This window comes from Streptomyces carpinensis (genome assembly GCF_002154505.1).
GTDB lineage: Bacteria > Actinomycetota > Actinomycetes > Streptomycetales > Streptomycetaceae > Streptomyces > Streptomyces carpinensis.
Map to the genome: position 1 here is coordinate 1 of NZ_MUBM01000358.1, position 26,061 is coordinate 26,061.

Sequence of the window (26,061 nt, forward strand, 5' to 3'; positions counted from 1 at the left end):
CGGGGCGCAGGGGCGGGGGCGCCCGCTCAGCCCTTGAGCCCGCCGGCGGTGAGGCCGCTCATGATGTTCCGCTGGAACACCAGGAAGATGAGCAGGGTCGGAAGCGAGGCGATCGTCAGTGCGGCGATGAGGACGTTGACGGGAACCCCGTTGGAGAGCGAGTAGATGCCCACGTTGAGGGTCTGCTTCGTCGGATCGGGCAGGGTGAGCATCGGCCAGAGGAAGTCCTTCCAGACGCCGACGACCGCGAAGATCGACACGACGCCGAGGATCGGCCGGGAGATGGGCAGCACGATCGACCGGAGGATGCGCATCGGGGAGGCGCCGTCCATCGAGGCGGCATCCAGGAGCTCCTTCGGGATGGAGTCGAAGAACCGCTTGAGCAGGAAGATGTTGAAGGCGTTGGTGACGGACGGCAGCCAGATCGCCCACGGCGTGTTCAGCAGGTTCCGGTGCACGATCGGCACGTCCAGGACGGTGAGGTACTGGGGGACGACCAGCACGGTGGCCGGGATCATCAGCGTGGCCAGCATCATGCCGAGGATCGCCTTGCCGAGCACCGGGCGGAGCTTGGATAGCGAGTACGCGGCGGCGACGTCCAGGACGAGCTGGAAGGCCAGCGCGCCGAGCGCGTAGAAGAGCGTGTTGAACAGCAGGGTCGACAGATCCATGACGTCCCAGGCGCGGCTGTAGTTGCCCGGGGCGAAGGACTTCGGTATCAGGGTCGGCGGTGTCCGGACGACCTCCTGCGCGTCCTTCACACCGCTGGAGGCCATCCAGTACAGCGGGCCGAGGAACACCAGGGTGAAGCCGAGGACGACCACTCCGAAGACGGTCCAGTAGAGGACTCTGCCCCGGGGCCGCGCGACTTGGGCCGGTGAGATGAGTGTGCGTGTGGACATGCCGGTCTCCCCCGGGCTACTCGTCGTCGTTGCGGCTGAGCTTCACGTACACCGCCGAGAACCCGGCGAGGAGTACGAGCAGCAGCAGGCCGAGCGCCGCCGCGGCACCGTAGTTGTTGAAGTTGAAGGCGTACTGGTAGATGAGGTAGACGACCGTGGTGGTCGAGCCCTCGGGTCCGGCGCCGCCGGTGAGCAGGAACGGTTCGACGAAGACCTGCATGGTCGCGATGATCTGCATCAGCATCATCAGCGACAGGATCAGCCGGGTCTGCGGGATGGTGACGTGCCAGATCTTGCGGAACAGGCCGGCGCCGTCCAGCTCGGCGGCCTCGTACAGCTCGCCGGGGATGCCCTGGAGCGCGGCGAGGTAGATGAGGGCGGCGCCGCCCATGTTCATCCACGTCGAGGCGATGACCACGGACAGCATCGACAGGTCGGAGTCCTGCAGCCACTGCTGCTCGGGCAGGTGCAGGAACCGGAACACCTCGTTGAACAGACCGTATCCGGGGTCGTAGAGGTACTTGAAGAGCAGCACCGAGGCGACCGGAGGGAGCATCACCGGCAGGTAGACGAGCAGCCGGAGGTAGCCCTGGCCGTGGCGGAACTCGTTGATGACGATGGCGGCGACGAAGGGGACCGCGAAGCCGAGCAGCAGCGCCAGCACGGTGAACAGCAGCGTGTTGCGCCAGGCCTGCCAGAACGCCGGATCGTGGTAGACGGTGGTCAGGTTGTGCAGGCCGACCCAGGTGACCCTGCCGTCCTTGGTCTTCTGGAAGGCGAGGAGGAACTCCCTGATCATCGGGTACCAGGAGAACACCGCGAAGCAGCCGACCGCGCCGATGAGGAAGCCGTGTGCGGTGAGGTTGCGCCTCAGGCTCTTGGCGATGCGCCCACCGGGTGGTGCAGGAGCCGTCCTGCGCGGGGGTGACGAGCGGGCGGGGTCCGCCGTGCTCGGGGTCAGACTGGGGGCCGCCATCGTCTCTCCTCGGTACTGGGCTGCCGGTTGCTGTGGTGCTGAGGGCGCGAGTGGTCGGGGTCCCGTGCGGCCGGGACACGGTGTTCCCGGCGGGAGCGGGCCGTCCTGCCCGCCCCCGCCGGGGACCGGTCACTGGTTGGCCAGGACCTGGTCCACCTGTGCCTCGGCCGTGGAGAGCAGCTTGTCGATGTCGGCGTTCTTGTCGGTGAGGACGCCGGACATCACGTTGTCGAGGACCTTGTAGATCTCCTGTGCCTTCGGCGGTTCGGCCTTGCCGGGCACCGGGTTGTCCATGAAGGTCTTGAAGTTCTCGACCGGCATGGTGGCGTTCGTCCTGCGGGCGGCGTCGTCCTCCTTCTTGGACTCGCCGAGCCAGAAATTGGGCTGGGGGACGCCGACCGGGAGCTTGTCGGCCTTGGTGCGCGCCCAGTCGAACTGGCCCTTGCCGACGGTGAGGTTCTTGAAGTTCAGCCAGGCGATCGCGGCCTTGATCTTGTCCGAGGAGATGCCGTTCTTGATCATGTAGTTGTTGCCGCCGGCCAGGGTGCTCTTCTCACCGGGGATCGGGCCCATCCCGAAGTTCTCGTACTTGGCGCCGAGTTGCTGGACCATGTACGCGATGTCGTCGGGGGCGGCGAGGAACATGCCGAGCTTGTCGGTGGCGATCTGCTTCTGCAGGTCGCCCCACTTGAGCAGCTGGGTCTTGCCCATGCTGTCGTCCTCCCAGCGCATGGCGTGGAGGTTCTGCAGCACCTGACGGCCCATGTCGTTGTCGAACGCGGCCTTCTTGCCGCTCGGGTCCACGACGTCGCCGCCGCGGCTGTACATCTGCGCGGTGAAGTGCCAGCCGCCGGTGTTGGCGGCGCTGTACTCGCCGTAGCCGGCGATGCCGTTGCCGAGGCCGGCGATCTTCTTGGCGGCGGCGCGGACCTCCTCCCAGGTGCGCGGCGGGTTGTCGGGATCGAGGCCGGCCTGCTTGAACAGCTTGCGGTTGATGAGCAGACCCATGGTGTAGTTGCTGGTGGGCAGCCCGTAGAGCTTGCCGCCCTGCTTGAGTGAGCCGAGGACGTTGGGGTCGATGTCCTTCAGCAGCGGGACGCTCTTGTCGTTGACGTAGGCCGTGATGTCCGCGGCGCCGCTGTTGTCGAGCACCTGCGGCAGGTCGGTGAAGTACGTGTAGAAGACGTCGGGCTGGGAGTGGGCCTTCAGCATCGCGGTGAAGCGCGCGGGCTCCTCGCACTGACCCGGCGTGGACCGGCCCTCGATGGTCACGTTCGGGTACTTCTTGTTGAACTCGGCGACGTCCTCCTTCCACTCCCTGAGCTCGGCCGCCTTCGCCGTCGGGGGCATGCAGTCGATCGTGAGCGTCACCTTGGTCTTCGGGTCCAGCGGGGCGGCCGGGTCCGAGGAGCCACCTCCTTCGGAACCACCGGAGCCGTTGTTGCTCGCGCTCGTGCCGCAGGCGGCGAGCGCGGTCAACGTGAGCGCGGAGACGAGGGCGACCGCGCTGGCGCGGCGGGTGCGGCGGAACCGGGCACTTCTCATGGGTGGTCCCCTTCGGGCATGAACGGTGAGGTCGCCCCACCGTCGGTGCGACTCGGTGCGTTGTGGGGCGCGGCACACTCAATCACCACTCGCAGATGAACGCAATATATCGCGCCAGTTTCGTAATTGTTTGACAAGCCTCGTCGTTCATATGCGAGAGGAGGCGCCAGTGGGAGCCCAGAAGCCTTGCGGGGCCCAGAGAACACAGAGCAGCCCACCAGCGGTCCTACGTCGACCTCTACGCCAAACGCACGCAAGACCGGTGCAAGGTTCCGCAAGGAGCTTGCACCGGCCTCGACAGGCCCGAGGGGCCTGGTCGTGATGTGCGGTTACGGGTTGATGTTGATCTTGAATGTCGATGTGGTGTTGCGTATGTCGACGGCGTTGTTGTTCAGCCTGAGCCCGTTGAACGTCACCTCACCCACGGCCGGGCCCTGCCCCGCCTCGGGCATCTCGTTGGCCCACAGGCCGAAGCCCGACTTCGCGTCGTAGGCGTCCCCGCTCTTGCGGGCGCCGGAGATCGAGATGTCGGTGAAGACCGTGTCCTTGATGGGGTACTCCGGCTGGGAGCCGTCGTACTTCGTCTGGAACATCACCCCGCTGTAGGTGGGGTCGACGATGTCGACGTGGTTGATCCGGATGCCCTGGAACACCTTCGAGGCGGAGAACAGCCAGATCCCCGGGAAGGTCTGCGCGCCCCAGAAATGACCGCCGGCCCGCTCGATCGTCACGTTCTCGAACGTCGTGGGACCGGTCCCGAAGCCGTTCATCGGATAGCCGAAGTCCAGCGACGAGATGGTGATGCCGGAGTACACCAGCGTGTCCGCGATGCGGATGTTGCGGAAGGTGTTGTCGTAGCCGCCGTAGACGGCCACACCCGCGGCCCGCCAGGTCAGGGTGGTCGTCAGGTTCTCGTAGACGTTGTTCTTCTCGTCCGCGCCGCCCGCGTCGATCGCCGAGAACAGCGCGAAGCTGTCGTCGCCGGTGGCGCGCGCGTCGTTGTTGCTCACGAGGTTGTCCGTGGAACCGTTGGTCATGTTGATGCCGTCGGCGAACATGTCCCGGATCCGGGAGTTCCTGATGGTGATCCGGTCGGTGTTGGCCCCCCAGTAGAGGCACACCATGTGCTCGTTCCAGATGTCGTCGATGACGATGTCCGACACGCCCGAGAAATCGAACATCTTGCCGGGGCCGTCGATGCGCGAGGTGTAGTTGCCGAAGTAGGCGAAGCCCTTGAAGAGCGAGCCCTTGGCCGTCCCGTCGGCCCGGAAGCCGATGTCGGTGTTCTCCTGCGTCGACGGCGCGTGGAAGGTCGTGTACCAGGGGCCGGCGCCGACCACGTTCACGGCCTTGCCGTACACCTGGAACTTGTTCGACGTCTCGTAGTCGCCGGGCGGCAGGTAGACACCGACGAGCTTGCCCGTGGTGTCCATGCGGACCTTGTCCAGGGCGTCCTGCACGGCCTGCTGGGTGAACCCGGCGGGCACGACGTACGCGGCCGGGTCGGGGTTGGCGACCGGTGCGACCTGCTCCAGGTTGACGAAGTCGATCGCGTAGGTCGAGGTGTTGGCGGCGTCCTTCTGCAGCCGGATCGTGCTGCCCTTGGGAACGGTCTCGCCCAGGAGGATGTGTGCCTCGTCGTAGATGTGCCGCGGGGCTCCCGAGCCCGGGGAGTTGCCGGGCGCGCTCTCCGCCCCATACAGCCAGGCGTACTTCGACGTCAGCGGCAGCGCCTTCTTGAAGACGCCGTCGACGTAGACGTCGATGGTCGAGTCGATGCCCCCGCCGCCCGGCGCGTCGGGGATGGAGAAGCGGGTCACCAGGGTGTTGGTCGCGGCCCGGGTGGTGAACTCGACGTACTGCCCCGTCTGGTCCAGCTTGACTGCCTTGCGGCCGGAGGCCTCGCCCGCGATGTCGCCCACGGTGCGGTTGGGGCCGACGACGGTGGCGCCACCGCCGAGGGCGCCGTCCTCCGCCTCGTACATGTCGTACGGCATGTTCGCGCCGCGCCCCACGAACAGCGGCTGGGTGGAGCTGTTGTTCTCGCGCTTGACCGGCACTTCGTTGGCGTCGTCGGCGACGACGACCTTCACGGTGTAGGAGCCGTCGGCGGCGGTCCAGGGGCCGAGGTCCACGTCGGCCGAGGAACCCGGGGCGAGTGTCCCGGTGTAGGTGCCCGTCAGGGTCTTGACCGTGTCGCCCTCGGCGTCGGTCAGGGTGAGGGTGACACCGTGGTCGCCCGCCGCGGCGGCCAGGGTGCCCTGGTTCCTGAGCCTGGCCTTGAACGTGACGGACTGGCCGGCCGCCGGGCTCGACGGCGAGGTGGTCACCGAGGACACGACGAGGTCCGAGGAGTCGACCGGCTTGACCACCAGCGGCTCGGGGCTGGTGTAGGTGTTGTTGGACTCGTTCTGCTCGATGACCGCGTCACCGTCGTCGGCGACGGCGCTGAGCTGGTAGGTGCCGGCGTCGCGCTGCCCGAGGGACGCGGTGACGGTGGTCTTCTCCCCCGCCGCCAGGGCACCGACCTGCGCGGCGGCGACCTCGGAACCGCCCAGGCGCACGGCCAGGCTGCTCGCCGGGGCGTCGGCCGAACCGCTGTTGCGTACGGTGGCCGAGACGCTGATGCGGTCCGACTCCACCGGGGCGGACGGCGACACGGTCAGCCCGGTGACCTCCAGGTCGGGGTTGGGCGCCGGGACGCCGATCACCTGGAACTCGGCGACCTGGCCCGCCGTGGCGCCCGAGTTGGCCGTGAACTTCAGCTGCACGTCGGCCACCCGGGCGGACACCGGGATGGCGACGCTGTTGCCGCCGGCCGGGTCGAAGGTGTAACTCTCCGCACCTACAAGGGACTTGAAGCCGCCGGCGCTCTGCTCCCGGCCCATGACCTCGATGGTCTGCGTGCGCTTGGACCAGGCGGGGTCGGGGTTCAGCCTCAGGACGAGGTGGTCCAGGTCGGCGTTGGCGCCGAGCTTGACGGTGAGCGTGTTCGGGTAGCTGCCGGCCGCGCCTTCCCAGTAGGTGGTCACGCTGTTGTCGTTGGCGTTCGCGGCGACGTAGGTGTCCACCACGGACGAGGCGGCGATGGGCTTGCCGACGGCGAGGTCGGACCCGTTCCCGCCGGTGCCGTTGCGGGTCACGCTGTTGCTGGGGACGGACTGGTTGCCCGCCGCGTCCTTGGCCCGCACGTAGTAGGTCACCGTGCTCGTCGCGGGCTGGGTGTCGGTGTACGTCGTCACGTCACCGGCGACGCTGTCGCGCAGGGTGTTGTTGGCGTAGATGTCGTAGCCGGTGACCTTGGTGTCGTCCACGGAGGCGGTCCAGGTCAGTTTGATCTTCCCGTCCGCCGTCTCGGTGCAGGTGAGGTTCGACGGAGCGGTCGGGGCCTGGGTGTCGCCCTTGTCGCCGGCACGGGTGACCGTGTTGCTGTCGGCGGACTGGTTGCCGGCCGCGTCCCGCGCGCGTACGTAGTACGACACGGTCTCGCTCGTCGGCCGGGTGTCGGTGTACGTGGTGACGTCACCGGCGACGCTGCTCAGCAGCGACCCGTCGGCGTAGATGTCGTACCCCGTCACCCCGACGTTGTCGGTGGCCGCGTTCCAGGTCAGCCGGATCTGGCCGGTGGCGGGCTCGGTGAGGGCCAGACCGGCCGGGGCGCTGGGGGCCTGGGTGTCGCCGGTGTCCGGGCCGTAGACCTCCAGCTCGGAGATCTGGGCGCCGGGCTGGACGCTGTTCGCGGTGACCAGGACCCGCACATGGCGGGTGGTGGCGGCGTCGAAGGCGATCGTCACCGAGTTCCCGCTCGCGGAATCGAAGGTGTACGCCTGGGAGGCGGTGAGGTCCGTGAAGTCGGTGCCGTTGGTGCTGCCCTGGATCTTCAGCGTCTGGCTGCGCTTGTCCCAGCCGCTCGGCAGCCGCAGGACCACGCGGTCGACGCGCACGGAGGATCCGAGGTCGGCCTGGAGCCACTGCGGGAAGGCGTTGTTGTCGCTCTCCCAGTACGTGGCCCGGTTGCCGTCGTTCGCGTTCGCGGGGGCATAGACCTGGGTGTGGCTGCTGGCGGTCAGGGGCCGGCCGGAGGCGAGGTCTGCCGACGACCCGTCGGCGGCGTGCACCTCCAGCTCGGACAACTGTGCCGCCTTCCAGCCGGTGTTCTCGGTGACGGCGATGCGCACGAAGCGGGTCCGGACCGCCGGGAAGGCCACCGTCACGGTGTTGCCCGACCCGGGGCTGAAGGTGTACGAGGCGGAGGTCTTCAGCGTGCTGAAGCTGGTGCCGTCGGCACTGCCCTGCACGGAGAGGGTCTCACTGCGGCTCTCCCACGCCGCCGGGAGTCTCAGGACGACCTCGTCCACGTTCCGCGTCGTGCCGAGGTCGGTCTGCACCCACTGCGGGAAGCCGGATCCGGCGGCCTCCCAGTAGGTGCCCTGGTTGCCGTCGGTGATGTTCGCAGCGGAGTAGTCGCTCAGCGCACTGCTCGCCGACGCCTTGTCCTCCAGCGCGATGTTCGGACCTCCCGTGGCCCTGGCGGTCACGACCGGACCGGCCAGGGCCAGGAGGCTGCTCACGATCACGGCACTCAGCGTCCGTGATCCCCGTCTACGTAATCTCATCAGTCCCTCGTTCTCGGCCTCGCGTCGGACGGCGCGAGGCGCGGCTCGGTCGGGTTCGTCCGCAAGTGGCGGAGCGACGGAGCGATGTCGTCGACTTGCGTAGGACGCTCAGAGAGTTCCAGATGATTGTCAACTCGTCTACGCTTCGGGAGCGGTGATTTGTGCGCGGTGCACGGCACTTCGCCGACGCGTCGCACACTGCGGGTGACCGTTCCCGGCACGCGGCAGAACGGAGTCGGCATCGGCCGGGCGCCGCGGGGGGGGCGCCCGGCCGATGCCGACTCCGGGAGGTCCTGGACGATATGGGGTGGTGAGTTGGAAGAGCGTGGTGCGGGCGGTCCGGGGTCAGCCGGCCGGCGGCGGCGCGGTCGATCCGCGCAGCACCAGTTCGGGCTCGAAGAGCAGCTCACCGGGGTGCGATCGCGTCCCCTGGAGCTGCGCGCACAGCAGCTCGACCGCCGCACGGCCCATCGCCTCGATGGGCTGACGGACGGTGGACAGCGGCGGCTCGGTGCAGTTCATGAAGGCGGAGTCGTCGAACCCCACCACCGACACGTCCGCGGGGACGGAGAGCCCGCGCCTGCGCACGGCCCTTATGGCACCCAGGGCGAGCGGGTCGCTCGCGCACACGATGCCGGTGATGCCCAGGTCCAGAAGGCGGGCGGCCGCGGCCTGTCCCCCTTCGAGCGAGAACATGGAGCGCACCACGAACTCTTCCGGCAGTTCCGCGCCCGCGGCCCGCGCCACCGCCCGGGCGGCCTCCAGCTTGCGCCGCGAGGGCACGTGGTCGCTGGGGCCGAGGATCAGGCCGATCCGCTCGTGCCCCAGCGACGCCAGGTGCCGCCACGCCTGCTCGACGGCAACGGCGTCGTCACAGGCGACGCAGGGAAAGTCGAGACCCTCGATCGAGGCGTTGATGAGAACGACCGGGATGTCCCGCTCGGCGAGTTGCCGGTAGTGGTCGTGCGGGGCGTCGGCCTGCGCGAACAGACCACCCGCGAAGACCACGCCGGACACCTGCTGCTGGAGCAGGAGGTCCACGTAGTCCGCCTCGGACACGCCCCCCTTGGTCTGGGTGCACAGCACGGGCGTCAGCCCCTGCTGAGCGAGCGCCCCTCCGATGACCTCGGCGAACGCGGGGAAGATCGGGTTCTGCAGCTCCGGCAGCACCAGGCCGACGAGCCGGGCGCGCTCGCCGCGCAGCTGGGTGGGCCGCTCGTACCCCAGCACGTCCAGAGCCGTGAGGACGGCCTGGCGTGTCGACTCGGACACCCCGGGCTTGCCATTGAGGACACGACTGACCGTCGCCTCGCTGACCCCCACCTTCTTCGCCACCTGAGCAAGTCGTCGCGTCATACACGCAAGACTAGCGCAAGTCTCGCAAGCAGATTGCGGCCTGGGCGAGTGCATCGATCCAGGCCATGTCCAGACCAGAGCGGAGGTCCGACGTGAACAGTGCGACTCAGGAGACGTCAGCGGGCCGTGCCCGGCGGGCGCACGGTGTGCAAGATTCGCGCAGTATTTGCAAACTCGGGAGCCGACCGCTCTCTGGCGGCCGTGGCAGCCGCCCGGACGGACGGTCGGCCCGTGCCGGGCACCGCCGGTCAGGCCCGCCCCACGGTCAGGCCCGCGGCCACGACCGTGATGAACGCCGAGAGCGGCAGCATCACCGCCTGGGCGCGACGGAGCCGGCGGTGGACCCGGCACCAGAGGCAGGAGAGAACGCATCCGTCCTGCGGTACGGCGCGTCCTCGCCCTCGTCCGGTTGCGGCCTGACAGCAGGTTGCCGGCACGACGGGCAGTCGATCTCCGAGCCCGTCAGCCAGGAGACCCCTCTCGGCCGGGACGAGGGCGTCCGGTCCGCTTCCCCGCCGTCTCTCATGACATCGCGGCTTCAGGTGAGTCGTAGATCAGGAAGACCTGGTGCAGGCCGGTGATGTGGAAGATCCGGCGGATGTCCGGATTGGTGATCACCAGCCTCAGGTCACCGACCCGCGCGCGGATGCGCTTCTGGATTCCGACGAGGAGTCCGAGACCGGTCGAGTCCATGAACGTCGCACCGGTCAGGTCGACGATGAGGTGGCGCCGGCCTGCCTCGATCCGGTCGGCCACGTATTCGCGAACGCGGGGCACGGTGTAGACGTCGACTTCTCCCTGGATCTCTACGACCGTCCAGTCATCGGCCTCACGGCCATGGATGTGGAATTCGGGCTGCATGGTTCACCTAACGGCAATGCCTTGGGAGGAGGTTGCGCACCATGCCTGCCGCACGTCCGTTCTGCATATGCACGGACGAAGGCAACTAGGTCCGTTCGAAGTCGGCATCGGTGGCTTTCTGCCGCCCCTCGTGCGACCCCCGCGCATGCGCAACCCCGCCCCAGAGTGTCAGAGGCGGGGTTCGCATCGAGCCGAGGGCAGGTCTCGGCCAGTCCGCAGGGCGGCCCACGCCCAGGGCGCGGGGTGCGGGGGCCGCCCTGACCCTGCGTCCTGTCAGCGCAAGGCAATACGACGCTAAAGTCCCGTCCGCGTCTTCGCTCGTTCCGTTACATCGGCCGGACGAGCCGCTCACGGTGCCGGACGAGCTGTTCACCTGACCGGCGTCTCAACGCCCCGTCGCCAGAGTGGCCCCGCCCGTCGCCTCCAGGACCACCCCGGTCACGAAGTCGTTGGCCGTCAGCAGGTGGACCGCGCGGGCGATGTCCTCGGGGCGGCCGACCCGGCCCACGGGGGTGATGGCCGCGAAGCCGTCGAAGAGGGCCTGGCGCCGCTCGGCCGGTACGGCGTCCCACCAAGGGGTGTCCACGACGCCCGGGGAGACCGCGTTGACCCGCAGGGGCGCCAGCTCCACCGCGAGCGGCGGGACCATCGCCTCCAGGGCGCCGTTGATCGCGGCGAGGCCGGCCGTGCCGGGCAGGGCGGCACGGGCGGAGGCGGCGGTGACCAGCGTGACCGAGCCGTCGCGTCGCAGGGTCGGCAGGGCCGCCTGGAGGGTGTTGGCGTGCGGCCAGAACTTGCCGTCGAAGCCCTCCGCCAGCTCCGCGAGATCCAGTTCGGCGAAGGAGCCGCCGCCCTTGGCCCCACTGAGCGCGATCACGAGATGGTCGATCGGGCCGGACTCGGCGAAGAAGGCGTCCACAGCCGGGCGGTCGGACGCGTCCAGACGGTACGTCGTCACCTTGCCGCCGATACGGGACGCGGCCGCGTCGAGACGGCCCTGGCCGCGGCCCGTGATGATCACCTCTGCGCCGTCCGCCGCGAACAACACGGCGGACGCCTCGCCGATGCCGGAGCTGCCGCCCATCACGACGACGCGCTGTCCGGCCAGGGGGTTCCCAGGGGTGGTGTGCGGGGTGCTCATGAGTGGCTTCTCCTGTGGCGTCACCGGGTTCCGACCTGTTGTCGAGAACGTCGGTCTCGTTAAATAGTTACCGAGACCGGTAGTCTCGTCAAGAGAGGGACCGACGGGACTGGGCGAGGGGACCGGGAATTGGGAGAGGATGTGGCTGTGAACAGCAAGGAACCCCGCCCGCACACGGGCCGGCGCCGCAACGAGGCCGCTCGCCGGGCGATCCTCGACGCCGCCCTGGGCCTGCTCGCCGACGCCGACGGCGCCCCGGTGAGCGTGGAGACCATCGCGCGCGCGGCCGGGGTCGGGAAGCAGACTCTGTACAGGTGGTGGCCGTCCAAGGGCGCCGTCCTGCTGGACGCGCTCACCGACCGTGCCGCGCAGGACGTACCCGTGCCGGACACCGGCAGCCTGCGCAGGGACCTCCGGGCGCTGGCCACGGCCACGTTCCGGGCGTCCCAGCGCCCACCGGCCGCGCCGGCCCTGCGCACCCTCGTCCGGGAGGCGGCCCGTGACCCACACCTGGCCGACCTGCTGCGGACGTTCACCGAGTCACGCCGGGCCGACCTGCGCCGGATCCTCCAGCGCGGCCGGGACCGCGGCGAGCTCCCGGCCGACCGGGACGTCGAGCTCCTGATCGACCAGTTCTACGGCTTCTTCTGGTACCGCTTCCTGCTGGGTCACGGCCCCCTGGACACGCCCACGGCGGAGAGGATCACGGATTCACTGCTCGGCTGGGCCGGGGCCGCCGAGGGACCTCAGGAATCGAGCACGGCGGCCACGGCCTCGATCTCGACGAGCTGATCCCTGTAGCCCAGCACGGTGACGCCCATCAGCGTGCTGGGGACGTCATGGTCGGCGAACTGGTCCCGGACGACCTCCCAGGCGGCCACCAGATCCTCCCGCCGGGCCGACGCGACGAGGACCCTCGTGCTGATGACGTCCTGGAGTGACGCGCCGGCGGCGGCGAGCGCGGTCCGCATGTTCTCGACGGCCTTCAGCGCCTGACCCGGGTAGTCCCCGACCGCGGCCGTCGAGCCGTCGTCGTTCAGGGGACACGCCCCGGCGAGGAAGATCAGGCGGGAGTCGGCAGGCGCCGTGGCCGCGTAGGCGTACTCGGCGACGTCGGACAGGGAGCCGGAGCGGATCAGGGTGACGGCACGAGCCACGGTCGTCGGGTCCTTCCCTAGAGTGTGTCGGGTGCGGACAGCCTGCCCGATGCCCGTTGGCACCGCCTTCCTTTTTCTCACCCGCCCGTCGCACAACGCCTCTCTCGCCCCTCCCGCGGGAACACCGCACACTCAGGACGCGTAGAGCTCCTCGATCTCCGCCGCGTACGCGTTCGCGATCGCGCCCCGGCGCAGTTTGAGCGACGGTGTCATGAGGCCGGCGGCCAGGCTGAACTCGGTGGGCACAATCCGGAACGCTCGAATCGACTCGGCCCGCGAGACCGCGCTGTTCGCCATGGACACGGCCCGCCGGATCTCGGCGTGCAACTCCTTGTCGACGGTCGCCCCCGTCGCCCGGGACAGCTGCCTCCCGCGCAGCTGGTGCCAGTGCTCCGACGCCTCGGCGTCCAGGGTGATCAGGGCCGCGACGTACGGCCGGTTGTCGCCGACCACGAGGCACTGGGAGATCAGGGGATGTCTTCGCAGCCTCTCCTCCAGGAGCTGGGGGCTGACGCTCTTGCCTCCGCTGGTGACGATGATGTCCTTCTTGCGCCCGGTGATCACGAGAAAGCCGTCGTCGTCGAGATGGCCCACGTCGCCCGTGGCGAACCAGCCGTCGCGCAACACCGCCCGGGTGCGCTCCGGGTCGCCGTGATAGCCGGCGAACACGACGTCGCCGCCGACCCAGATCTCCCCGTCCGGTGCGATGTGGACGGCGCAGCCCGGCAGCGGCCTGCCCACGGTGCCGAACCGGGGACGGCCCGGCGGTTGGCTGGTCACCGCAGCGGTGGTCTCCGTGAGCCCGTACCCGTCGTGGATGGTGATCCCGGCACCGGCGAAGAACAGCCCGAGCTCCCGGTCCAAGGTCGACCCACCGGACGTGGCGTTGCGGACACGCCCGCCCAGCACCGCCCGCAACCGCCCGTACACCAGGCGGTCGAACACCGCGTGCGCGGCCCTGAGCACCGGCCCCGGCCCGTGGCCCGCTCCCTTCTCCCGCCGCTCCACTTCCTCGGCATGGCGCACCGCGGTCTCCACCGCCTTGTCGAACAGCGGCCCCCGCCCTGCCTCCTCGGCCGCACGGCGCGCCTTGTGGAAGATCTTCTCGAAGACGTACGGCACGGCGAAGACGTATGTCGGCCGGAAGGACGCGAGAGCGGGCAGCAGGGCGGCCGGCGCCAGGTCGGGCTGGTGGCCCAGGCGGACGCCGCCGCGCATGCACGCCACCTGCACCATCAGGCCGTAGATGTGGGACAGCGGCAGAAACTCCAGGATGGACGGCTGCTCCCCCGGCTCGGCGATGATCTCCTTCCAGCCCGCGTAGAGCGTGTCGCACTCGGCCGCCAGATTGGCGTGGGTGATCACGCACCCCCTGTGATGCGGCCCGGTGGTGCCCGAGGTGTACGCGATGGTGGCGACCGACCGAGGCTCCACCGCCCGGCGGTACCAGTCCACCTCGGCGTCCGGGATGTCCCGGCCCACAGCCGTCAACCGCCCCACGCAGTCGGCGTCGAGCTGCCAGATCGAGCGCAGCGGCAGCCCGTCGCAGGCCGCCCCCACGGTCATGGCGTGGTCCTCGTGCTCGACCACGATCGCCGTCACCTGCGCGTTCGACAGGATCCAACGGACCTGGTCCGCGGAGGAGGTGGGGTAGACGGGCACGACCGTGGCGCCGATCGACCACACCGCGTAACAGAACAGCGTCCACTCGTAGCGGGTCCGGGACATCACGGCGATCCGCTCGCCGAACCGTACGCCGCCGGCCAGCAGCCCCTTCGCCAGCCCCATCACCTCGTCGCGGAACTCCGCCGCCGTGACCGGGACCCACTCCTCACCGTCCGGTTCGCCCCCGCGCCGGGACAACTGGACCAGCTCCGGGTCGCGCTCCGCCACCTCGTACACCGAGTCCGCGAGGCCGCCCGTCGACAGAGTCGCCACCAAAGGCGGAAGGCTGAAGTCCCGCACCGCACCCCCTCGATCGACCGCGCCCCTGCCGCGTCTCACGGTGGGCAAGGGCGCAAAATACCGGCCAACGACTTGGCTGCCTAGGGGCTTGACGCCCGCCTCCCCAACGCCGGAGGGGTGTTGGTCGTCCGATGCCTCAACTTGGTGCCATCTAGCTCCAGTTGCCGTACCGCTCATCAGTCGTTCTTCTCAGGAGCCGTCGGCGGCGGCAAGGTCGCCGACGAGGCAGGGCCGGCTCCGTGCCGCTGTGCAGCGACAGTTCGCAGTCGTTCGCCTGCTGACGGGACGTCGGCGAAGTTCTCTGCAGAGGAGTCTCTGTAATGTCTGCCGCATCGTGACCACCGACATGAACGATGCTCGGCGCAACACCGCTGCGGTCGGCGGTCCTGCCGTGACCATCGCCGGCACGACCGGCCGGCCGGTCAGAGATCGAGGACGACCTCGGTGGCCGGTTCGCTGCAGCAGACGAGGACGGTGCCGGCTTCGGGGAGTTCGAGGGGTGGGGTCGTGTAGGTGACGTCGCCTGCCACGAGGTGGGTGATGCAGGTGTGGCAGACGCCGGTGCGGCAGGACCAGCGGGTGGGGATGTCGCAGGCTTCGGCGAGTTCGAGCAGGGACGCGTGGGCGGGTGACCAGGGGGTGGTGATGCCGCTGCGGGCGAAGGTGATGAGGGGACCGGTGCCCGTGGGACCGGGTGGCTGGTGCGGCCGGATCGCGGCGGTGGGTGTGACGCCGGGTGTGATGGCCGGGAGTGCGCTGAACTGTTCCGTGTGGATCTGCTCGGGCCGCAGGCCGTGATGGCGCAGGAAGCCGCCGAGCTCGTCCATGAAGGCGGAGGGTCCGCAGAGGTAGGCGTCGGCGTCGGTGGGGACGCCCATGGCCGCCAGGGAGGCGGGGGTCGGGCGGCCCCGGGTGATGTAAGGCTCGTCGGGATGCGGGGTCTCGGAGGTGTAGTAGATGTGCTCGTGGGCCTCGGGGAGTCGGGCCAGGAGGGCGTGCGTCTCGGCGGCGAAGGCATGGTGCGCGCGGTCGTGGGCGGTGTGGATCCACCAGAGGGGGCGCGGGTCCCGTGCGGCGGCGAGTCGGTGGAGCATGGCGAGCACGGGAGTGGCACCGATCCCCGCGGAGACGAGGACGATCGCGCGGGTGCCTTCTTCGAGTACGAACGTCCCGCGGGCGCACGCGACGTCCACGAGGTCCCCGGGGCGGAGCCTGGCGTGGATGTAGCCGCTCACCTTCCCGTGGGGCTCGTGCTTGACGCTGATGCGGTAGGTGCCGGCTGTGGGTGCCGAGGACAGGGAGTAGCTGCGCACCGCGGGTGCGGCGTCGCCGACGGCGAGGCGGATCGAGAGGTACTGGCCCGGGCGTGCCTCGGGCAGGGGTGTGCCGTCGGTGGTGTCGAGGTAGATCGACGTGACGCCGGGGGTCTCGGGGACGACACGGGCGACGCGCATGGGCTTGAAGCCCGGCCATCCCGGCACCTCCCTGGGTTGCTGGGTGCCGGCGCCTTCGCCCGGCCAGCCTGGTTCCTGTCTGGGCTGCTGGGCGGCGGCCAGTTCACGGAAGGACTGCTGCCATCCGGGGCTGAGGGCGGGGATGTTCAGCGCCTTGCGCAGCTTCGCGGGGTCGCGGTCGGGCAGGTAGAGCAGTGCGTCGGTGTCGGCGACGCTGAGTTCCTCGGGACCTCTGCGGGTGAGGGTGATCTCGTCGCCGGCCCGGACGCGGCCCTCGGTGATCACACGCAGGTAGAAGCCGGGGCGATGGTGGGCGACCAGCAGCGAGGCCATGGCGGGTTCGCCCAGGCGCATGCCGACCCGGTAGCAGGTGACGCGGGGCTGGGTGACCTCGAACTCGGCCTCGCCGATGCGGTACCGGTCGCCGATGCACACTTCGTCGTCGGGCAGGCCGTCGACAGTGAGGTTCTCCCCGAAGATCCCGAAGGTCAGATCGTCACGACCGAGCTGCTTCTGCCAGTACTGGTAGGACTGCAGCTGGTACACGAGAACGGCCCGCATCTCGCCGCCGTGCCCGGCCAGATCGCCTTGGCCGTCTCCCTCCACGTTGAGCCGCCGCACCATGCGAGGCCCCTGCACGGGGGCCTTCCATGCCCCGGTGTGGACCGTCCTTCCCTGCCAGGAGACGTCCTTGGGCATCCCTACGTTGACGGACAGCAGCGTCGCCATCACGGACCTCCTGTGGGGTGTCCGGCCGGGGCAGGCCCCGTATGGCGCTGTCATCTGTGCGCTGGTCTCGATCCTAGTTCCGGCGCCGTGCCGCCGCGATTTCGCCGTGGCGTGCCGGGAGGAGGCTTGTGGGACCTCCGGACCGACATCTGCCTGTCCGGGATGTGCCTGCCGATCGTCCTTGGCCGATACCGCGCCCGTAGCGGCCATCGGGTGTCACACCGCGGGCGACGGACGCCGGTAGGTGTCGGCCAGCGCGGCGACGGTCCGCGCCATCAGTGCCCGCAACTCGGCGGGCGCCACGACCTCGGCCTCCGCGCCGAGCCGTAGCAGCGTGCCGACGGCGTGGTCGACGGACTCGATGGGGACGACGACCTGGACCCGGCCGTCGGGGCCCGGTGGACCGGCGCTGTCCCGGGCGGCGCGTGCCACCGCCGGTTCCATCAGGTCCGGCAGCTGTTCCAGGAGCCGTGGTGACAGCCGCACCACCGCCTCGCCCAGGTGGCGGCGGGCGTCGAAGTCGGCCAGATAGGACTGCCAGTGCGCGGCCAGGTCGAAGCCCTGGGGGCGCTCGAAACGGTCCTGCAGTACCTGGATCCGGAGGATCTGGGAGACGCGGTAGGTGCGGACCCTTTCCGGCCGTCCCGCCACCACGTACCAACGGCCCGACTTGAGCACCAGACCGTAGGGCTCCAGCGTCCGGGTCACCTCCTGGGGAGCCTTCCACCGCCGGTAGCGGACGCGGATGCGGCGCTGCCGCCACACCGCGTCGGTCACGGCGGCCAGGTGCGGGGTGGGGTCTGCCGCGGCGTACCAGCCGGAGGTGTCCAGGTGGAACCGCTGCCGTATCTCGCCGGTCCGGTCGCGCAGTTCGCCGGGCAGCGCGGCCGTCAGCTTGAGCTGGGCGGTGGCCAGCACGGTGCCGAGCCCGAGGTCCGCGGCCGGTCCGGGCAGTCCGGCCAGGGAGAGCGCCTCCGCCTCCTCGCGGGTCAGCCCGGTCAACCGGGTGCGGTAGCCGTCGACCAGCCGGTAACCGCCGTCGTGACCGGGCTCGCCGTACAGCGGAACACCGGCCGCGGCCAGCGACTCCACGTCCCGGTAGACGGTGCGGACCGACACCTCCAGCTCGTCGGCCAACTGCCGGGCGGTCATCCGGCCCCGGGCCTGGAGCAGCAGCAGGACGGTCAGCAGTCGGCTCGCGCGCACGAGGGAAGTCTGCCGCACTCCACTGACACGGGTTGTCAGGGGAGCCGGATTAGCTTTCCGGCCGGGCGCAAGCCCAGCCCACCGGACACGGCCAAGGGACAGACCCAGATGAGCACTCCATGCACACCCAGGACCGGCGACGGCTTCGGCTGCCTGCTGCGCCTGTTCGCCGCCGACGAGACCCACGCAGTCGCCCCGCGCCGGGCCGGGGAGGCCTCCGCATGAGCAGGACTCAGGCCGCGCCGGAACTCTCGGTCCAGCCGGTCGGGCAACTGACCCTCTGGCAGGGGGCCGCGCTGTACATCGGCGCGGTCCTCGGCACCGGTGTGATCGCCCTGCCCGCGCTGGCCGTCCGGGCGGCCGGGCCGGCGTCGCTGCTGGCCTGGATCGGGCTGGTCCTGTTGTCGGTGCCGCTCGCGGCCACGTTCGCCGCCCTGGGCGCCCGGTACCCGGACGGCGGCGGAGTCTCCACCTACGTCCGGCACGCCTTCGGTGCGCGGGCGGCGGCGGTGGTCGGCTGGTGCTTCTACTTCGCCGTACCCGCAGGTGCTCCGGCGGCGGGGATGTTCGCCGGAGCCTATGTCGCGACCGCGGTCGGCGGCGGCCGGCGCACGGTGGTGGTCACGTCGGTGGTTCTACTGATCCTCGTCGCGGTGGCCAACGGCTTCGGTCTGACCGTCTCCGGCCGTCTGCAACTGGCCCTCGCCGTGCTTCTTGTCGCGCTGTTGCTGACCGCCGTGATCGCCGCGCTGCCCCACGCCCACCTGCGGAACCTGCATCCGTTCGCGCCGCACGGCTGGTCCGCGACCGGCTCGGCCGCGGCACTGCTGGTGTGGAGCTTCGCCGGCTGGGAGGCCATCACCCACCTGGCCGCGGACTTCCGCCGCCCGGCGCGCGACCTGCCCCGGGCCGCCGGCCTGGCGGTCGCCGTCGTCGGGGTGCTCTACCTCGCCGTCGCCGCCACCAGCGTGCTCGTGCTCGGCCCGGCGGCCGGCACCGCCGGCGCCCCGCTGGCCGAACTGCTCACCCTCGGCATCGGCGGAACGGTCCACGTGGTGGCCGCGGCCGCCGCACTGCTGCTCACTCTCGGCACGATGAACGCCTACTTCGCCGGCGCGGCCAAACTGGGCGCCGCACTCGGCCGGGACGGCGCGCTGCCCACCTGGTTCGGCCACGGCAGCAGCGCCGGCGAGGTGCCACGGCGCAGCCTGGCCGTCGTGTCGGGGCTCTCGGCCCTCGCCCTCGCAGCCACCACGGTCACCGATGTCGGCCCGCAGCCGCTCGTCCTGCTCACCACCGGATCGTTCGTGACGGTGTACGCCCTGGGCACGGCCGCCGCCCTTCGCCTCCTGCCCCGCGGCAGCCTGTCCCACCGCTGTGCACTTGTCGCGCTTGCCGCGGTCGCCGTGCTCCTCGTCATGACGGGCTGGTATCTGCTCTGGCCGCTGCTCGTCGCCGCGGGCGCGCTGTGCTACCTGCGGTGGCGCGGTGCGACGGATCCTCTTCGGTCCTGACCGGGCCAACGGCCTTCCCGTAGCGGTCCGTCCCGTCCGTGAATTTACCGTCGCACACGAAAATTTGGGTAAGTGTCCGATAGCCGATGACATTTGGGTCGTCGCGGATGGCGGTGTAACGCGACAACGCTCACAGGGCGCAGAAGAGGAAGACAGATGCGGTACGACGACCCGGGCCGAATTTCCCGCCCGCGGTAGAGCGTGCCGACACGACAAGGCATCGGAATGGATTCCTGTGAGCAACATCGATCCGGTTTCCGGATATCAGACGTACGACCGGCCCCCGGGCTCGGCGCGCGCCGTACGGCAGCACACTGCCGCACGGCGCACCGCCCTGACGGTCTGCACGATCACCGACATCGCCGCGGGTTTGCTGGGCATGTGGATCCTGTTGTTCCTGCTCCATGCGAATCGGACGAATGTGTTCGTCGAGTTCGTGCACGGCACGGCGGACTGGCTGGCCTGGTGGTCGCAGGACATTTTCACGATGGACACAGAGGGTCTACGCGTCGTCCTTAATTATGGTCTTCCGGCTCTCCTTTATCTGTTGATCGGTCACGGGATCGCTGCCCGGCTCAACCGATCCTGACAGCACACCGGTATTTGCTTCCCGTCACAGCACAGCCCGTGCGCGCAGCCGCTGTGGCGGCCGGGTCCGCGGGGCGGCCCGCTTCCAGGGCCGCCTCAGCCCTCCCAGGACCAGTCGGCGACCTCGGGCAGGTCCATTCCGTGCTCCCGGATCCAGGCGTGGTGGCGCAGCCGTGCGTCCTCCATGCGCTGGCGTACGGCCGCGGCGCGCACGGCGAGTCCGGGGACGCGGTCGATGACGTCCATCACCAGGCGGTAGCGGTCCAGGTCGTTGCTGACCACCATGTCGAACGGGGTGGTGGTGGTGCCGATCTCCTTGTAGCCGCGTACGTGCAGGTGGCCGTGACCGGTTCGGCGGTAGGCCAGGCGGTGGATGAGCCACGGATAGCCGTGGTACGCGAAGATCACCGGCTTGTCGGCGGTGAACAGCCCGTCGTACTCGAAGTCGGTCATCCCGTGCGGGTGCTCCCGGGCGGGCATCAGCCGGGCGATGTCGACGACGTTCACCACGCGCACGGCTACTTCGGGCAGATGGCGGCGCAGCAGCTGGGCGGCGGCCAGCACCTCCTGTGTGGGCACGTCGCCCGCACAGGCGAGCACCACGTCGGGTTCGCGGCTGCCGTCCTCGGTGCCGGCCCAGTCCCACACGCCGGCGCCGCGCGCGCAGTGCACCACGGCCTGGTCCATGGAGAGCCAGTCGAAACAGGGCTGCTTGCCCGCGACGACCACGTTGACGTAGTCGCGGCTGCGCAGGACGTGGTCGGCCACCGCAAGCAGGGTGTTGACGTCCGGCGGGAAGTAGACGCGGACCGCCTCGGGGCTCTTGTTGAGGACGTGGTCGACGAACCCGGGGTCCTGGTGGGAGAAGCCGTTGTGGTCCTGGCGCCACACGTGCGAGGTCAGCAGGTAGTTGAAGGAGGCGATGGGGGCGCGCCAGGTCAGGCGGCGGGTGGTCCGCAGCCACTTGATGTGCTGGTTGACCATCGAGTCGACGATGTGCACGAAGGCCTCGTAGCAGGAGAACAGCCCGTGCCGGCCGGTGAGGAGGTAACCCTCCAGCCAGCCCTGGCAGGTGTGCTCGGAGAGGATCTCCATCACCCGGCCGTGCGCGTCGAGGTGCTCGTCCACGTCGAGCGTCTTCGCCTGCCAGGCCTTGCCGCTGGCCGCGTAGACCGCCTGGAGGCGGTTGGAGGCGGTCTCGTCGGGGCCGAGCAGGCGGAAGTCGCGCCGGTCGGCGGTGGCCGCCATCACGTCCCGTAGCAGCTCGCCGAGGACGCGTGTGGGCTCATGCAGGACGGCGCCCGGCTTGTCGACCTCGACGGCGTACTTCGCCAGTGGCGGCAGCGGCAGCTCGCGCAGCAGCAGTCCGCCGTTGGCGTGCGGGTTGGCGCCGAGCCGGCGGGCGCCCTCGGGGACGCAGGCGAGGACCTCGGGGCGCGGGGCGCCGTGCTCGTCGAACAGTTCCTCGGGCCGGTAGGAGCGCAGCCACTGCTCCAGTTGCCGCAGGTGCTCGGGGTTGTCCCGGACGGCGGCGAGCGGGACCTGGTGGGAGCGCCAGGTGCCCTCCACGGGCAGGCCGTCGACCTCCGCCGGTCCGGTCCAGCCCTTCGGGGTGCGCAGCACGATCATGGGCCAGCGCGGCCGGTCGGCGGCACCCTCCTCGCGGGCCGCGCGCTGGATCGCGGCGATGCGGTCGGCGGCGGCGTCCATGGCCGCGGCCAGGGTGCGGTGCACGGCGGCCGGGTCGTCGCCGGTGACGTGGATCGGGTCGTGGCCGTAGCCCTTGAGCAGGTCGTCGAGTTCGGCCTCCGGGAGCCGGGCCAGGATCGTCGGGTTGGCGATCTTGTAGCCGTTCAGGTGCAGGATCGGCAGGACCGCCCCGTCGTGGACCGGGTCGAGGAACTTGTTGGAGTGCCAGGACGCGGCCAGCGGGCCGGTCTCCGCCTCGCCGTCGCCGATGACGCAGGCGACCAGCAGATCGGGGTTGTCGAACGCGGCGCCGTAGGCGTGCGAGAGCGCGTAGCCCAGTTCGCCGCCCTCGTGGATGGAGCCCGGCGTCTCGGGGGCGACGTGGCTGGGCACGCCGCCGGGGAAGGAGAACTGCCGGAACAGGCGCGCCATGCCGGCGGCGTCCCGGGTGACGTCCGGGTAGGTCTGGGTGTACGACCCCTCCAGCCAGGAGTTGGCCAGCACCGCGGGCCCGCCGTGGCCGGGACCCCAGATGCACAGGGCGTTCAGGTCGCGGGCCCCGATGAGCCGGTTGAGGTGGGTGTGGACCAGGTTCAGGCCGGGTGAGGTGCCCCAGTGGCCGAGCAGCCTCGGCTTGATGTGCTCGGGGCGCAGTGGCTCGGTCAGCAGGGGGTTGGCCATGAGGTAGATCTGGCCGACGGAGAGGTAGTTCGCGGCGCGCCAGTGGGCGTCCAGAGTGGCGAGCTCCTCGTCCGTGAGCCCGGGGGGTGCCTGCTGCGTCTCGGTGGCCATCGGGAATCCTTCCGGGGCAGAACGGTGATGGGGCTGCGCGCGCGTGCGGCGGCACACACCACCCCACCTTCGAGCGGGCACCCGTGTACCCGACAGGGCCGTTCGGGTCACGCTCGCGGCCGAGCTTCCCGGAGGACCTCCGGCTTCCGTCTTCCTCCGACCGCGTGCGCCGTCGAGGGTCTCGCCCACTCCGCGGGCCGGGTGGGTCTTGCGGTCCCGTCGGTGAGCGTCACCGCGGAAGGCGTGCCGGTGGTGTCCGGATCAGATGGCGTCCGGAGTCCGGCCGGCGTCCGCGTTCGCGTCGCCCGGCCCCTCCGGCAGGTAGCTGGCCAGGCCGCGCAGGATGATCTCCAGGCCGATGTCGAACCTCTCGTCGGAGGAGTCCGTCACCATCAGCCCGGCCAGGGCGCGCAGGTGGGGAAAGTCCTGTGCGGGCAGGGACGCGAAGTAGTTCTGCATCTCGTCGGCCATCTCGCGCCAGTCGGGCCGGGCCGGGGAGGCATCGTCACCGCCGTGCTGGGCGGCCCGGTCCTGCCACATGCCCTCCTCCAGGACGAACCCGTCGATGTAGGTGGAGATGAGATCACCGGCTTCCGCCGCGATGCGGTCGGGCAGCCCGGCGGTACGGAAGACGGCGAGCAACGCCTCGACGTGTGGCAGCAGTTCGGCGGTGAAGGGGACGTGCGCCATGGAGATCCTGGCCATGTCCCGGTGGGACAGCAGGCGCCGGCGTCCGGCGCGGGCGTAGTCCCGCACCTGCTCCTGCCACCGCTCCGGGTCCGGTTCGGGCATCTCGAAGCCGTCGAAGAGCCGGGTGTACATCAACTCCAGGAGGTCGTCCTTGGAGCTGACGTGGGCATAGAGGGCGGAGACCGTGACCCCCAGTTCGGCCGCCACCTGGCGCATCGACAGCCCGTCGAGCCCCTGACGGTCCAGCACGGTGAAGGCGGCCTCCACGATCCGCCGGCGCGACAGCGGTGTCCGCACGGCGGCGACGCGGGCGCGAGCGGGGCGCTCGCGCTCCCAGGGGGAGGGCGGAGGAGCTGCGGGGATGCCATCGGCCGCGTCGGTCATGACAACAGTCTAGGTGCCGGGAGAACACTGTTCTCCCGGCGACGAGCGGCGTTCGCACGAGCCGGAAGCGCTCAACGCGATATATCTTGTCTTCCTTCCGAACTTGCGCTATATCTTGATGAACGGCGTTCTCCAAATGAGCACTGTTCTGCTACGGTGAACAATGTTCTCCTGAATGCTCCCCCAGCCGTCCTCCTGGGGCGGCCGCACCAGCAGGCCCAGGCCTTCGCACCTGTCCGTCCCACCGCGCTCGCGGGTCACCACCGCGGCGCGGCCCTTCCGCGAGGAGTTCCGATGTCCACCACCGGCGTCGCGTCCGCCGAGGCGCCCACCGATTCGCCCGCGCCCTATCGGTGGCGCTGGGCTGCGCTCTTCGTGATCCTCGCGGCCGAGGTGATGGACCTCCTCGACGCCGTCGTCACGAACATCGCCGGCCCCTCCATGCGGGCCGACCTCGGCGGCGGTGCCTCCACGCTGCAGTGGCTCGCCGCCGCGTACACCCTCTCGATGGCCGTCGGGCTCGTCACCGGAGGGCGGCTCGGGGACATCCACGGCCGCCGCCGGATGTTCCTGGTGGGTGCCGCCGGCTTCACCCTGGGTTCGCTGCTGTGCGCGGTGTCCGTGGCGCCCGAGATGCTGATCGCCGCACGCGTCGTACAGGGACTGTTCGGCGCGGTGATGCTGCCGCAGGGCCTCGGCATGATCAAGGAGATGTTCCCGCCGAAGGAGTCGCAGAAGGCCTTCGGCATGTTCGGCCCGGTCATGGGGCTGTCCGCGGTGTGCGGGCCGATCCTGGCGGGCTGGCTCGTGGACGCCGACTACTTCGGCACCGGCTGGCGGATGATCTTCCTGATCAACCTGCCGCTGGGGGCCGCGGCGTTCCTCGGGGCACTGCGCTACCTGCCGAGGGGCCGCTCGAGCGACAAGCCGCGCCTCGACATCCCCGGCATGCTCCTGGTCTCGGTGGCCGCGCTGCTCATCATCTTCCCCCTGGTCCAGGGACGTGAGTACGACTGGCCCGTGTGGACGTTCCTGATGATGGCCGCCTCGGTGGTCGTCTTCGTCGGCTTCGGCAGGTACGAGTCGCGCCGCAGCAAGGCCGGCCGGGACCCGCTGGTCGTCCCCAGCCTCTTCCGCAAACGTGGGTTCAGCGGCGGCATGACCCTCGGGCTGGTCTTCTTCTCGACCATGCAGGGCTTCATGCTGGTCTTCAACCTCTACACCCAGATCGGCCTCGGCTATTCGCCGCTCAAGGCGGGACTCGTGATGGTGCCCTGGTCGGGCGGCATGATCGTCGGCTTCGGGATCGCGCAGGCCGTCGCCCGGTTCGGACGTGCCGTACTCCAGGCGGGCACGCTGATCATGGCGGCCGGCGTGTTCGGCGTGTGGCTGACCCTCGACATGGTCGGGAGCGGTGTCGGCCCCTGGCAGCTCCTGCCCTCACTGCTCGTCACCGGTATCGGGATGGGCCTGCTCATGGCGCCGTTCTTCGACATCGTGCTCGCCAGCGTCGAGCAGCACGAGACGGGTTCGGCATCCGGCACGATGACCGCGATCCAGCAGCTCGGCGGCGCCTTCGGTGTGGCGATCCTGGGTACCGTGTTCTTCGGTCTGCTGGGCGGCGGGATCGCAACCGCCGTCGACCACCGCTCGGACGGCCTGCGGGAGCAACTGTCCGCCGCGCACGTCGCGCCCTCCGCTCAGGACCGCGTCGTGGCGGACCTGCGCAGGTGCGCCTCGGACCGCGCCGTCGCGAAGGATCCCGCCGCGACCCCGGCGTCCTGCGCACGGCTGGAGAAGGACACTCGGTCCGCCGTGACCTCGCCCCAGGCCGGGGCGCGGGTTCCCGCCGCGCTGAAGGCCACCTCGGAGTCGGCCTTCCGGAGCGGTTTCGGCTCGGTGATGAAGAGGCTGTTGTGGATCGTCGACGGCATGCTCGCCCTGACCTTCCTGCTCACGTTCCTCCTGCCGCGCCACGCACGCCCGGAGGGGTCCGCCGGGCATTGAGCCCCGTCCGCGCCGGCAGACCGCGCGCAGGAACCACCGCGACGATCTCGGAGGTGCCGCGACGGGGGAGTCACGGGAGTGACAGGGGCACGTCCCGGGGCCGTCACGCGCTCCCCGCCCGGAGCGTGTGACGGCCCCGGTGGCATTCCGCGCGGGCGCGGGCGGGCCCCCGCGACGGTCCGCGCGGCGCAGGGCGCGTACCGTGCGTGCGGGTGGGGACGCCCACACGGCGGCGCGCGCGGGACGCCGGTCCATCGAACGCGCGGCGCCCCTGGCGCACCCGCCCCGCACCGCACCGACCCGAACCGCCCGCACCGCCAGCACCGCCCGCACCGCCCGCACCGCCCGCACCGCACGGTCCCGAAAGGACGAGCTCTGTGCTCACGTCGTACGCAGCCCACTTCGACACGCCCGCCGGGTACCTCGACTTCGCACGGTTCGGGCCGCCTTCCCGGGACGCCGTGGCCGCCACCGCGCGAGCCATGGAGG

The 26,061-nt window shown here is 70.2% G+C and carries 17 protein-coding genes; 4 read left to right on the forward strand and 13 right to left on the reverse strand.

Going from position 1 to position 26,061, the window contains the following annotated elements:
- Positions 1–26 precede the first annotated feature (26 nt).
- The 7 genes from BZY54_RS37995 to BZY54_RS38025 all read right to left on the reverse strand — a co-directional run bounded on the left by BZY54_RS37995 (position 27) and on the right by BZY54_RS38025 (position 11,397).
- Entirely contained in the window at positions 27–902 is an 876-nt protein-coding gene (locus BZY54_RS37995) for a carbohydrate ABC transporter permease (RefSeq protein WP_086729910.1), read from the reverse strand.
- 16 nt (positions 903–918) lie between these two features.
- On the reverse strand, positions 919–1,878 hold the full coding sequence (locus BZY54_RS38000; RefSeq protein ID WP_086729911.1) for a carbohydrate ABC transporter permease: 960 nt from the start codon (positions 1,876–1,878) through the stop codon (positions 919–921).
- Positions 1,879–2,007: 129 nt separating this feature from the next.
- Positions 2,008–3,423 carry an extracellular solute-binding protein gene (locus BZY54_RS38005; RefSeq protein WP_086729913.1) on the reverse strand — a complete coding sequence of 472 codons (1,416 nt, stop codon included), beginning with the start codon at positions 3,421–3,423 and terminating at the stop codon, positions 2,008–2,010.
- Positions 3,424–3,752: 329 nt separating this feature from the next.
- The gene (locus tag BZY54_RS38010) at positions 3,753–8,039 is read right to left on the reverse strand and encodes a discoidin domain-containing protein (RefSeq protein ID WP_086729914.1); all 4,287 of its coding nucleotides are present in this window, start codon (positions 8,037–8,039) and stop codon (positions 3,753–3,755) included.
- Between the two features lie 345 nt (positions 8,040–8,384).
- The gene (locus BZY54_RS38015) at positions 8,385–9,395 is read right to left on the reverse strand and encodes a LacI family DNA-binding transcriptional regulator (RefSeq protein WP_086729915.1); all 1,011 of its coding nucleotides are present in this window, start codon (positions 9,393–9,395) and stop codon (positions 8,385–8,387) included.
- Between the two features lie 522 nt (positions 9,396–9,917).
- Positions 9,918–10,256 (reverse strand): STAS domain-containing protein, encoded by a 339-nt coding sequence (locus BZY54_RS38020; protein ID WP_086729916.1) that lies wholly within the window; start codon positions 10,254–10,256, stop codon positions 9,918–9,920.
- A gap of 385 nt (positions 10,257–10,641) precedes the next feature.
- A complete protein-coding gene (locus BZY54_RS38025; RefSeq protein WP_208640893.1) occupies positions 10,642–11,397 on the reverse strand; it encodes an SDR family oxidoreductase in 756 nt (251 codons plus the stop codon).
- Positions 11,398–11,544: 147 nt separating this feature from the next.
- Between BZY54_RS38025 and BZY54_RS38030 the strand changes: the two genes are divergently transcribed.
- Positions 11,545–12,189 carry a TetR/AcrR family transcriptional regulator gene (locus BZY54_RS38030; RefSeq protein WP_244217533.1) on the forward strand — a complete coding sequence of 215 codons (645 nt, stop codon included), beginning with the start codon at positions 11,545–11,547 and terminating at the stop codon, positions 12,187–12,189.
- Here the strand turns inward: BZY54_RS38030 and BZY54_RS38035 are convergent.
- The 4 genes from BZY54_RS38035 to BZY54_RS38050 all read right to left on the reverse strand — a co-directional run bounded on the left by BZY54_RS38035 (position 12,144) and on the right by BZY54_RS38050 (position 17,908).
- Complete coding sequence (locus BZY54_RS38035; RefSeq protein ID WP_086729917.1) at positions 12,144–12,554, reverse strand: RidA family protein; 411 nt, start codon at positions 12,552–12,554, stop codon at positions 12,144–12,146. The two genes, BZY54_RS38030 and BZY54_RS38035, sit on opposite strands and share 46 nt — an antisense overlap.
- Before the next feature lie 132 nt (positions 12,555–12,686).
- Complete coding sequence (locus tag BZY54_RS38040; RefSeq protein WP_086729919.1) at positions 12,687–14,519, reverse strand: AMP-dependent synthetase/ligase; 1,833 nt, start codon at positions 14,517–14,519, stop codon at positions 12,687–12,689.
- Between the two features lie 422 nt (positions 14,520–14,941).
- Positions 14,942–16,702 (reverse strand): MOSC and FAD-binding oxidoreductase domain-containing protein, encoded by a 1,761-nt coding sequence (locus BZY54_RS38045; RefSeq protein WP_086729920.1) that lies wholly within the window; start codon positions 16,700–16,702, stop codon positions 14,942–14,944.
- A 216-nt stretch (positions 16,703–16,918) separates the two neighbouring features.
- Entirely contained in the window at positions 16,919–17,908 is a 990-nt protein-coding gene (locus tag BZY54_RS38050; protein ID WP_086729922.1) for a helix-turn-helix transcriptional regulator, read from the reverse strand.
- Positions 17,909–18,129: 221 nt separating this feature from the next.
- Between BZY54_RS38050 and BZY54_RS38055 the strand changes: the two genes are divergently transcribed.
- On the forward strand, positions 18,130–19,422 hold the full coding sequence (locus BZY54_RS38055) for an APC family permease (RefSeq protein WP_086729923.1): 1,293 nt from the start codon (positions 18,130–18,132) through the stop codon (positions 19,420–19,422).
- A gap of 235 nt (positions 19,423–19,657) precedes the next feature.
- Positions 19,658–20,011: a hypothetical protein gene (locus tag BZY54_RS38060; RefSeq protein ID WP_086729925.1), complete on the forward strand. Its 354-nt coding sequence runs from the start codon at positions 19,658–19,660 to the stop codon at positions 20,009–20,011.
- A 95-nt stretch (positions 20,012–20,106) separates the two neighbouring features.
- On the opposite strand, the gene BZY54_RS38065 is transcribed toward BZY54_RS38060, so the two are convergent.
- Both BZY54_RS38065 and BZY54_RS38070 read right to left on the reverse strand, forming a co-directional pair.
- Positions 20,107–22,491: a phosphoketolase family protein gene (locus tag BZY54_RS38065; protein ID WP_086729927.1), complete on the reverse strand. Its 2,385-nt coding sequence runs from the start codon at positions 22,489–22,491 to the stop codon at positions 20,107–20,109.
- A 261-nt stretch (positions 22,492–22,752) separates the two neighbouring features.
- Positions 22,753–23,565, reverse strand: coding sequence for a TetR/AcrR family transcriptional regulator (locus BZY54_RS38070; protein WP_086729929.1), 813 nt, complete (start codon positions 23,563–23,565; stop codon positions 22,753–22,755).
- Positions 23,566–23,859: 294 nt separating this feature from the next.
- Between BZY54_RS38070 and BZY54_RS38075 the strand changes: the two genes are divergently transcribed.
- The gene (locus BZY54_RS38075) at positions 23,860–25,572 is read left to right on the forward strand and encodes an MFS transporter (RefSeq protein ID WP_086729931.1); all 1,713 of its coding nucleotides are present in this window, start codon (positions 23,860–23,862) and stop codon (positions 25,570–25,572) included.
- Positions 25,573–26,061 lie beyond the last annotated feature (489 nt).

What these genes read in the sequence shown, in the direction of transcription:
- BZY54_RS37995 (WP_086729910.1), bottom strand. Translation starts at nt 902, where the DNA reads ATGTCCACACGCACACTCATCTCACCGGCCCAAGTCGCGCGGCCCCGG.
- BZY54_RS38000 (WP_086729911.1), bottom strand. Translation starts at nt 1,878, where the DNA reads ATGGCGGCCCCCAGTCTGACCCCGAGCACGGCGGACCCCGCCCGCTCG.
- BZY54_RS38005 (WP_086729913.1), bottom strand. Translation starts at nt 3,423, where the DNA reads ATGAGAAGTGCCCGGTTCCGCCGCACCCGCCGCGCCAGCGCGGTCGCC.
- BZY54_RS38010 (WP_086729914.1), bottom strand. Translation starts at nt 8,039, where the DNA reads ATGAGATTACGTAGACGGGGATCACGGACGCTGAGTGCCGTGATCGTG.
- BZY54_RS38015 (WP_086729915.1), bottom strand. Translation starts at nt 9,395, where the DNA reads ATGACGCGACGACTTGCTCAGGTGGCGAAGAAGGTGGGGGTCAGCGAG.
- BZY54_RS38020 (WP_086729916.1), bottom strand. Translation starts at nt 10,256, where the DNA reads ATGCAGCCCGAATTCCACATCCATGGCCGTGAGGCCGATGACTGGACG.
- BZY54_RS38025 (WP_208640893.1), bottom strand. Translation starts at nt 11,397, where the DNA reads ATGAGCACCCCGCACACCACCCCTGGGAACCCCCTGGCCGGACAGCGC.
- BZY54_RS38045 (WP_086729920.1), bottom strand. Translation starts at nt 16,702, where the DNA reads ATGGCGACGCTGCTGTCCGTCAACGTAGGGATGCCCAAGGACGTCTCC.
- BZY54_RS38055 (WP_086729923.1), top strand. Translation starts at nt 18,130, where the DNA reads ATGAGCAGGACTCAGGCCGCGCCGGAACTCTCGGTCCAGCCGGTCGGG.
- BZY54_RS38065 (WP_086729927.1), bottom strand. Translation starts at nt 22,491, where the DNA reads ATGGCCACCGAGACGCAGCAGGCACCCCCCGGGCTCACGGACGAGGAG.
- BZY54_RS38070 (WP_086729929.1), bottom strand. Translation starts at nt 23,565, where the DNA reads ATGACCGACGCGGCCGATGGCATCCCCGCAGCTCCTCCGCCCTCCCCC.
- BZY54_RS38075 (WP_086729931.1), top strand. Translation starts at nt 23,860, where the DNA reads ATGTCCACCACCGGCGTCGCGTCCGCCGAGGCGCCCACCGATTCGCCC.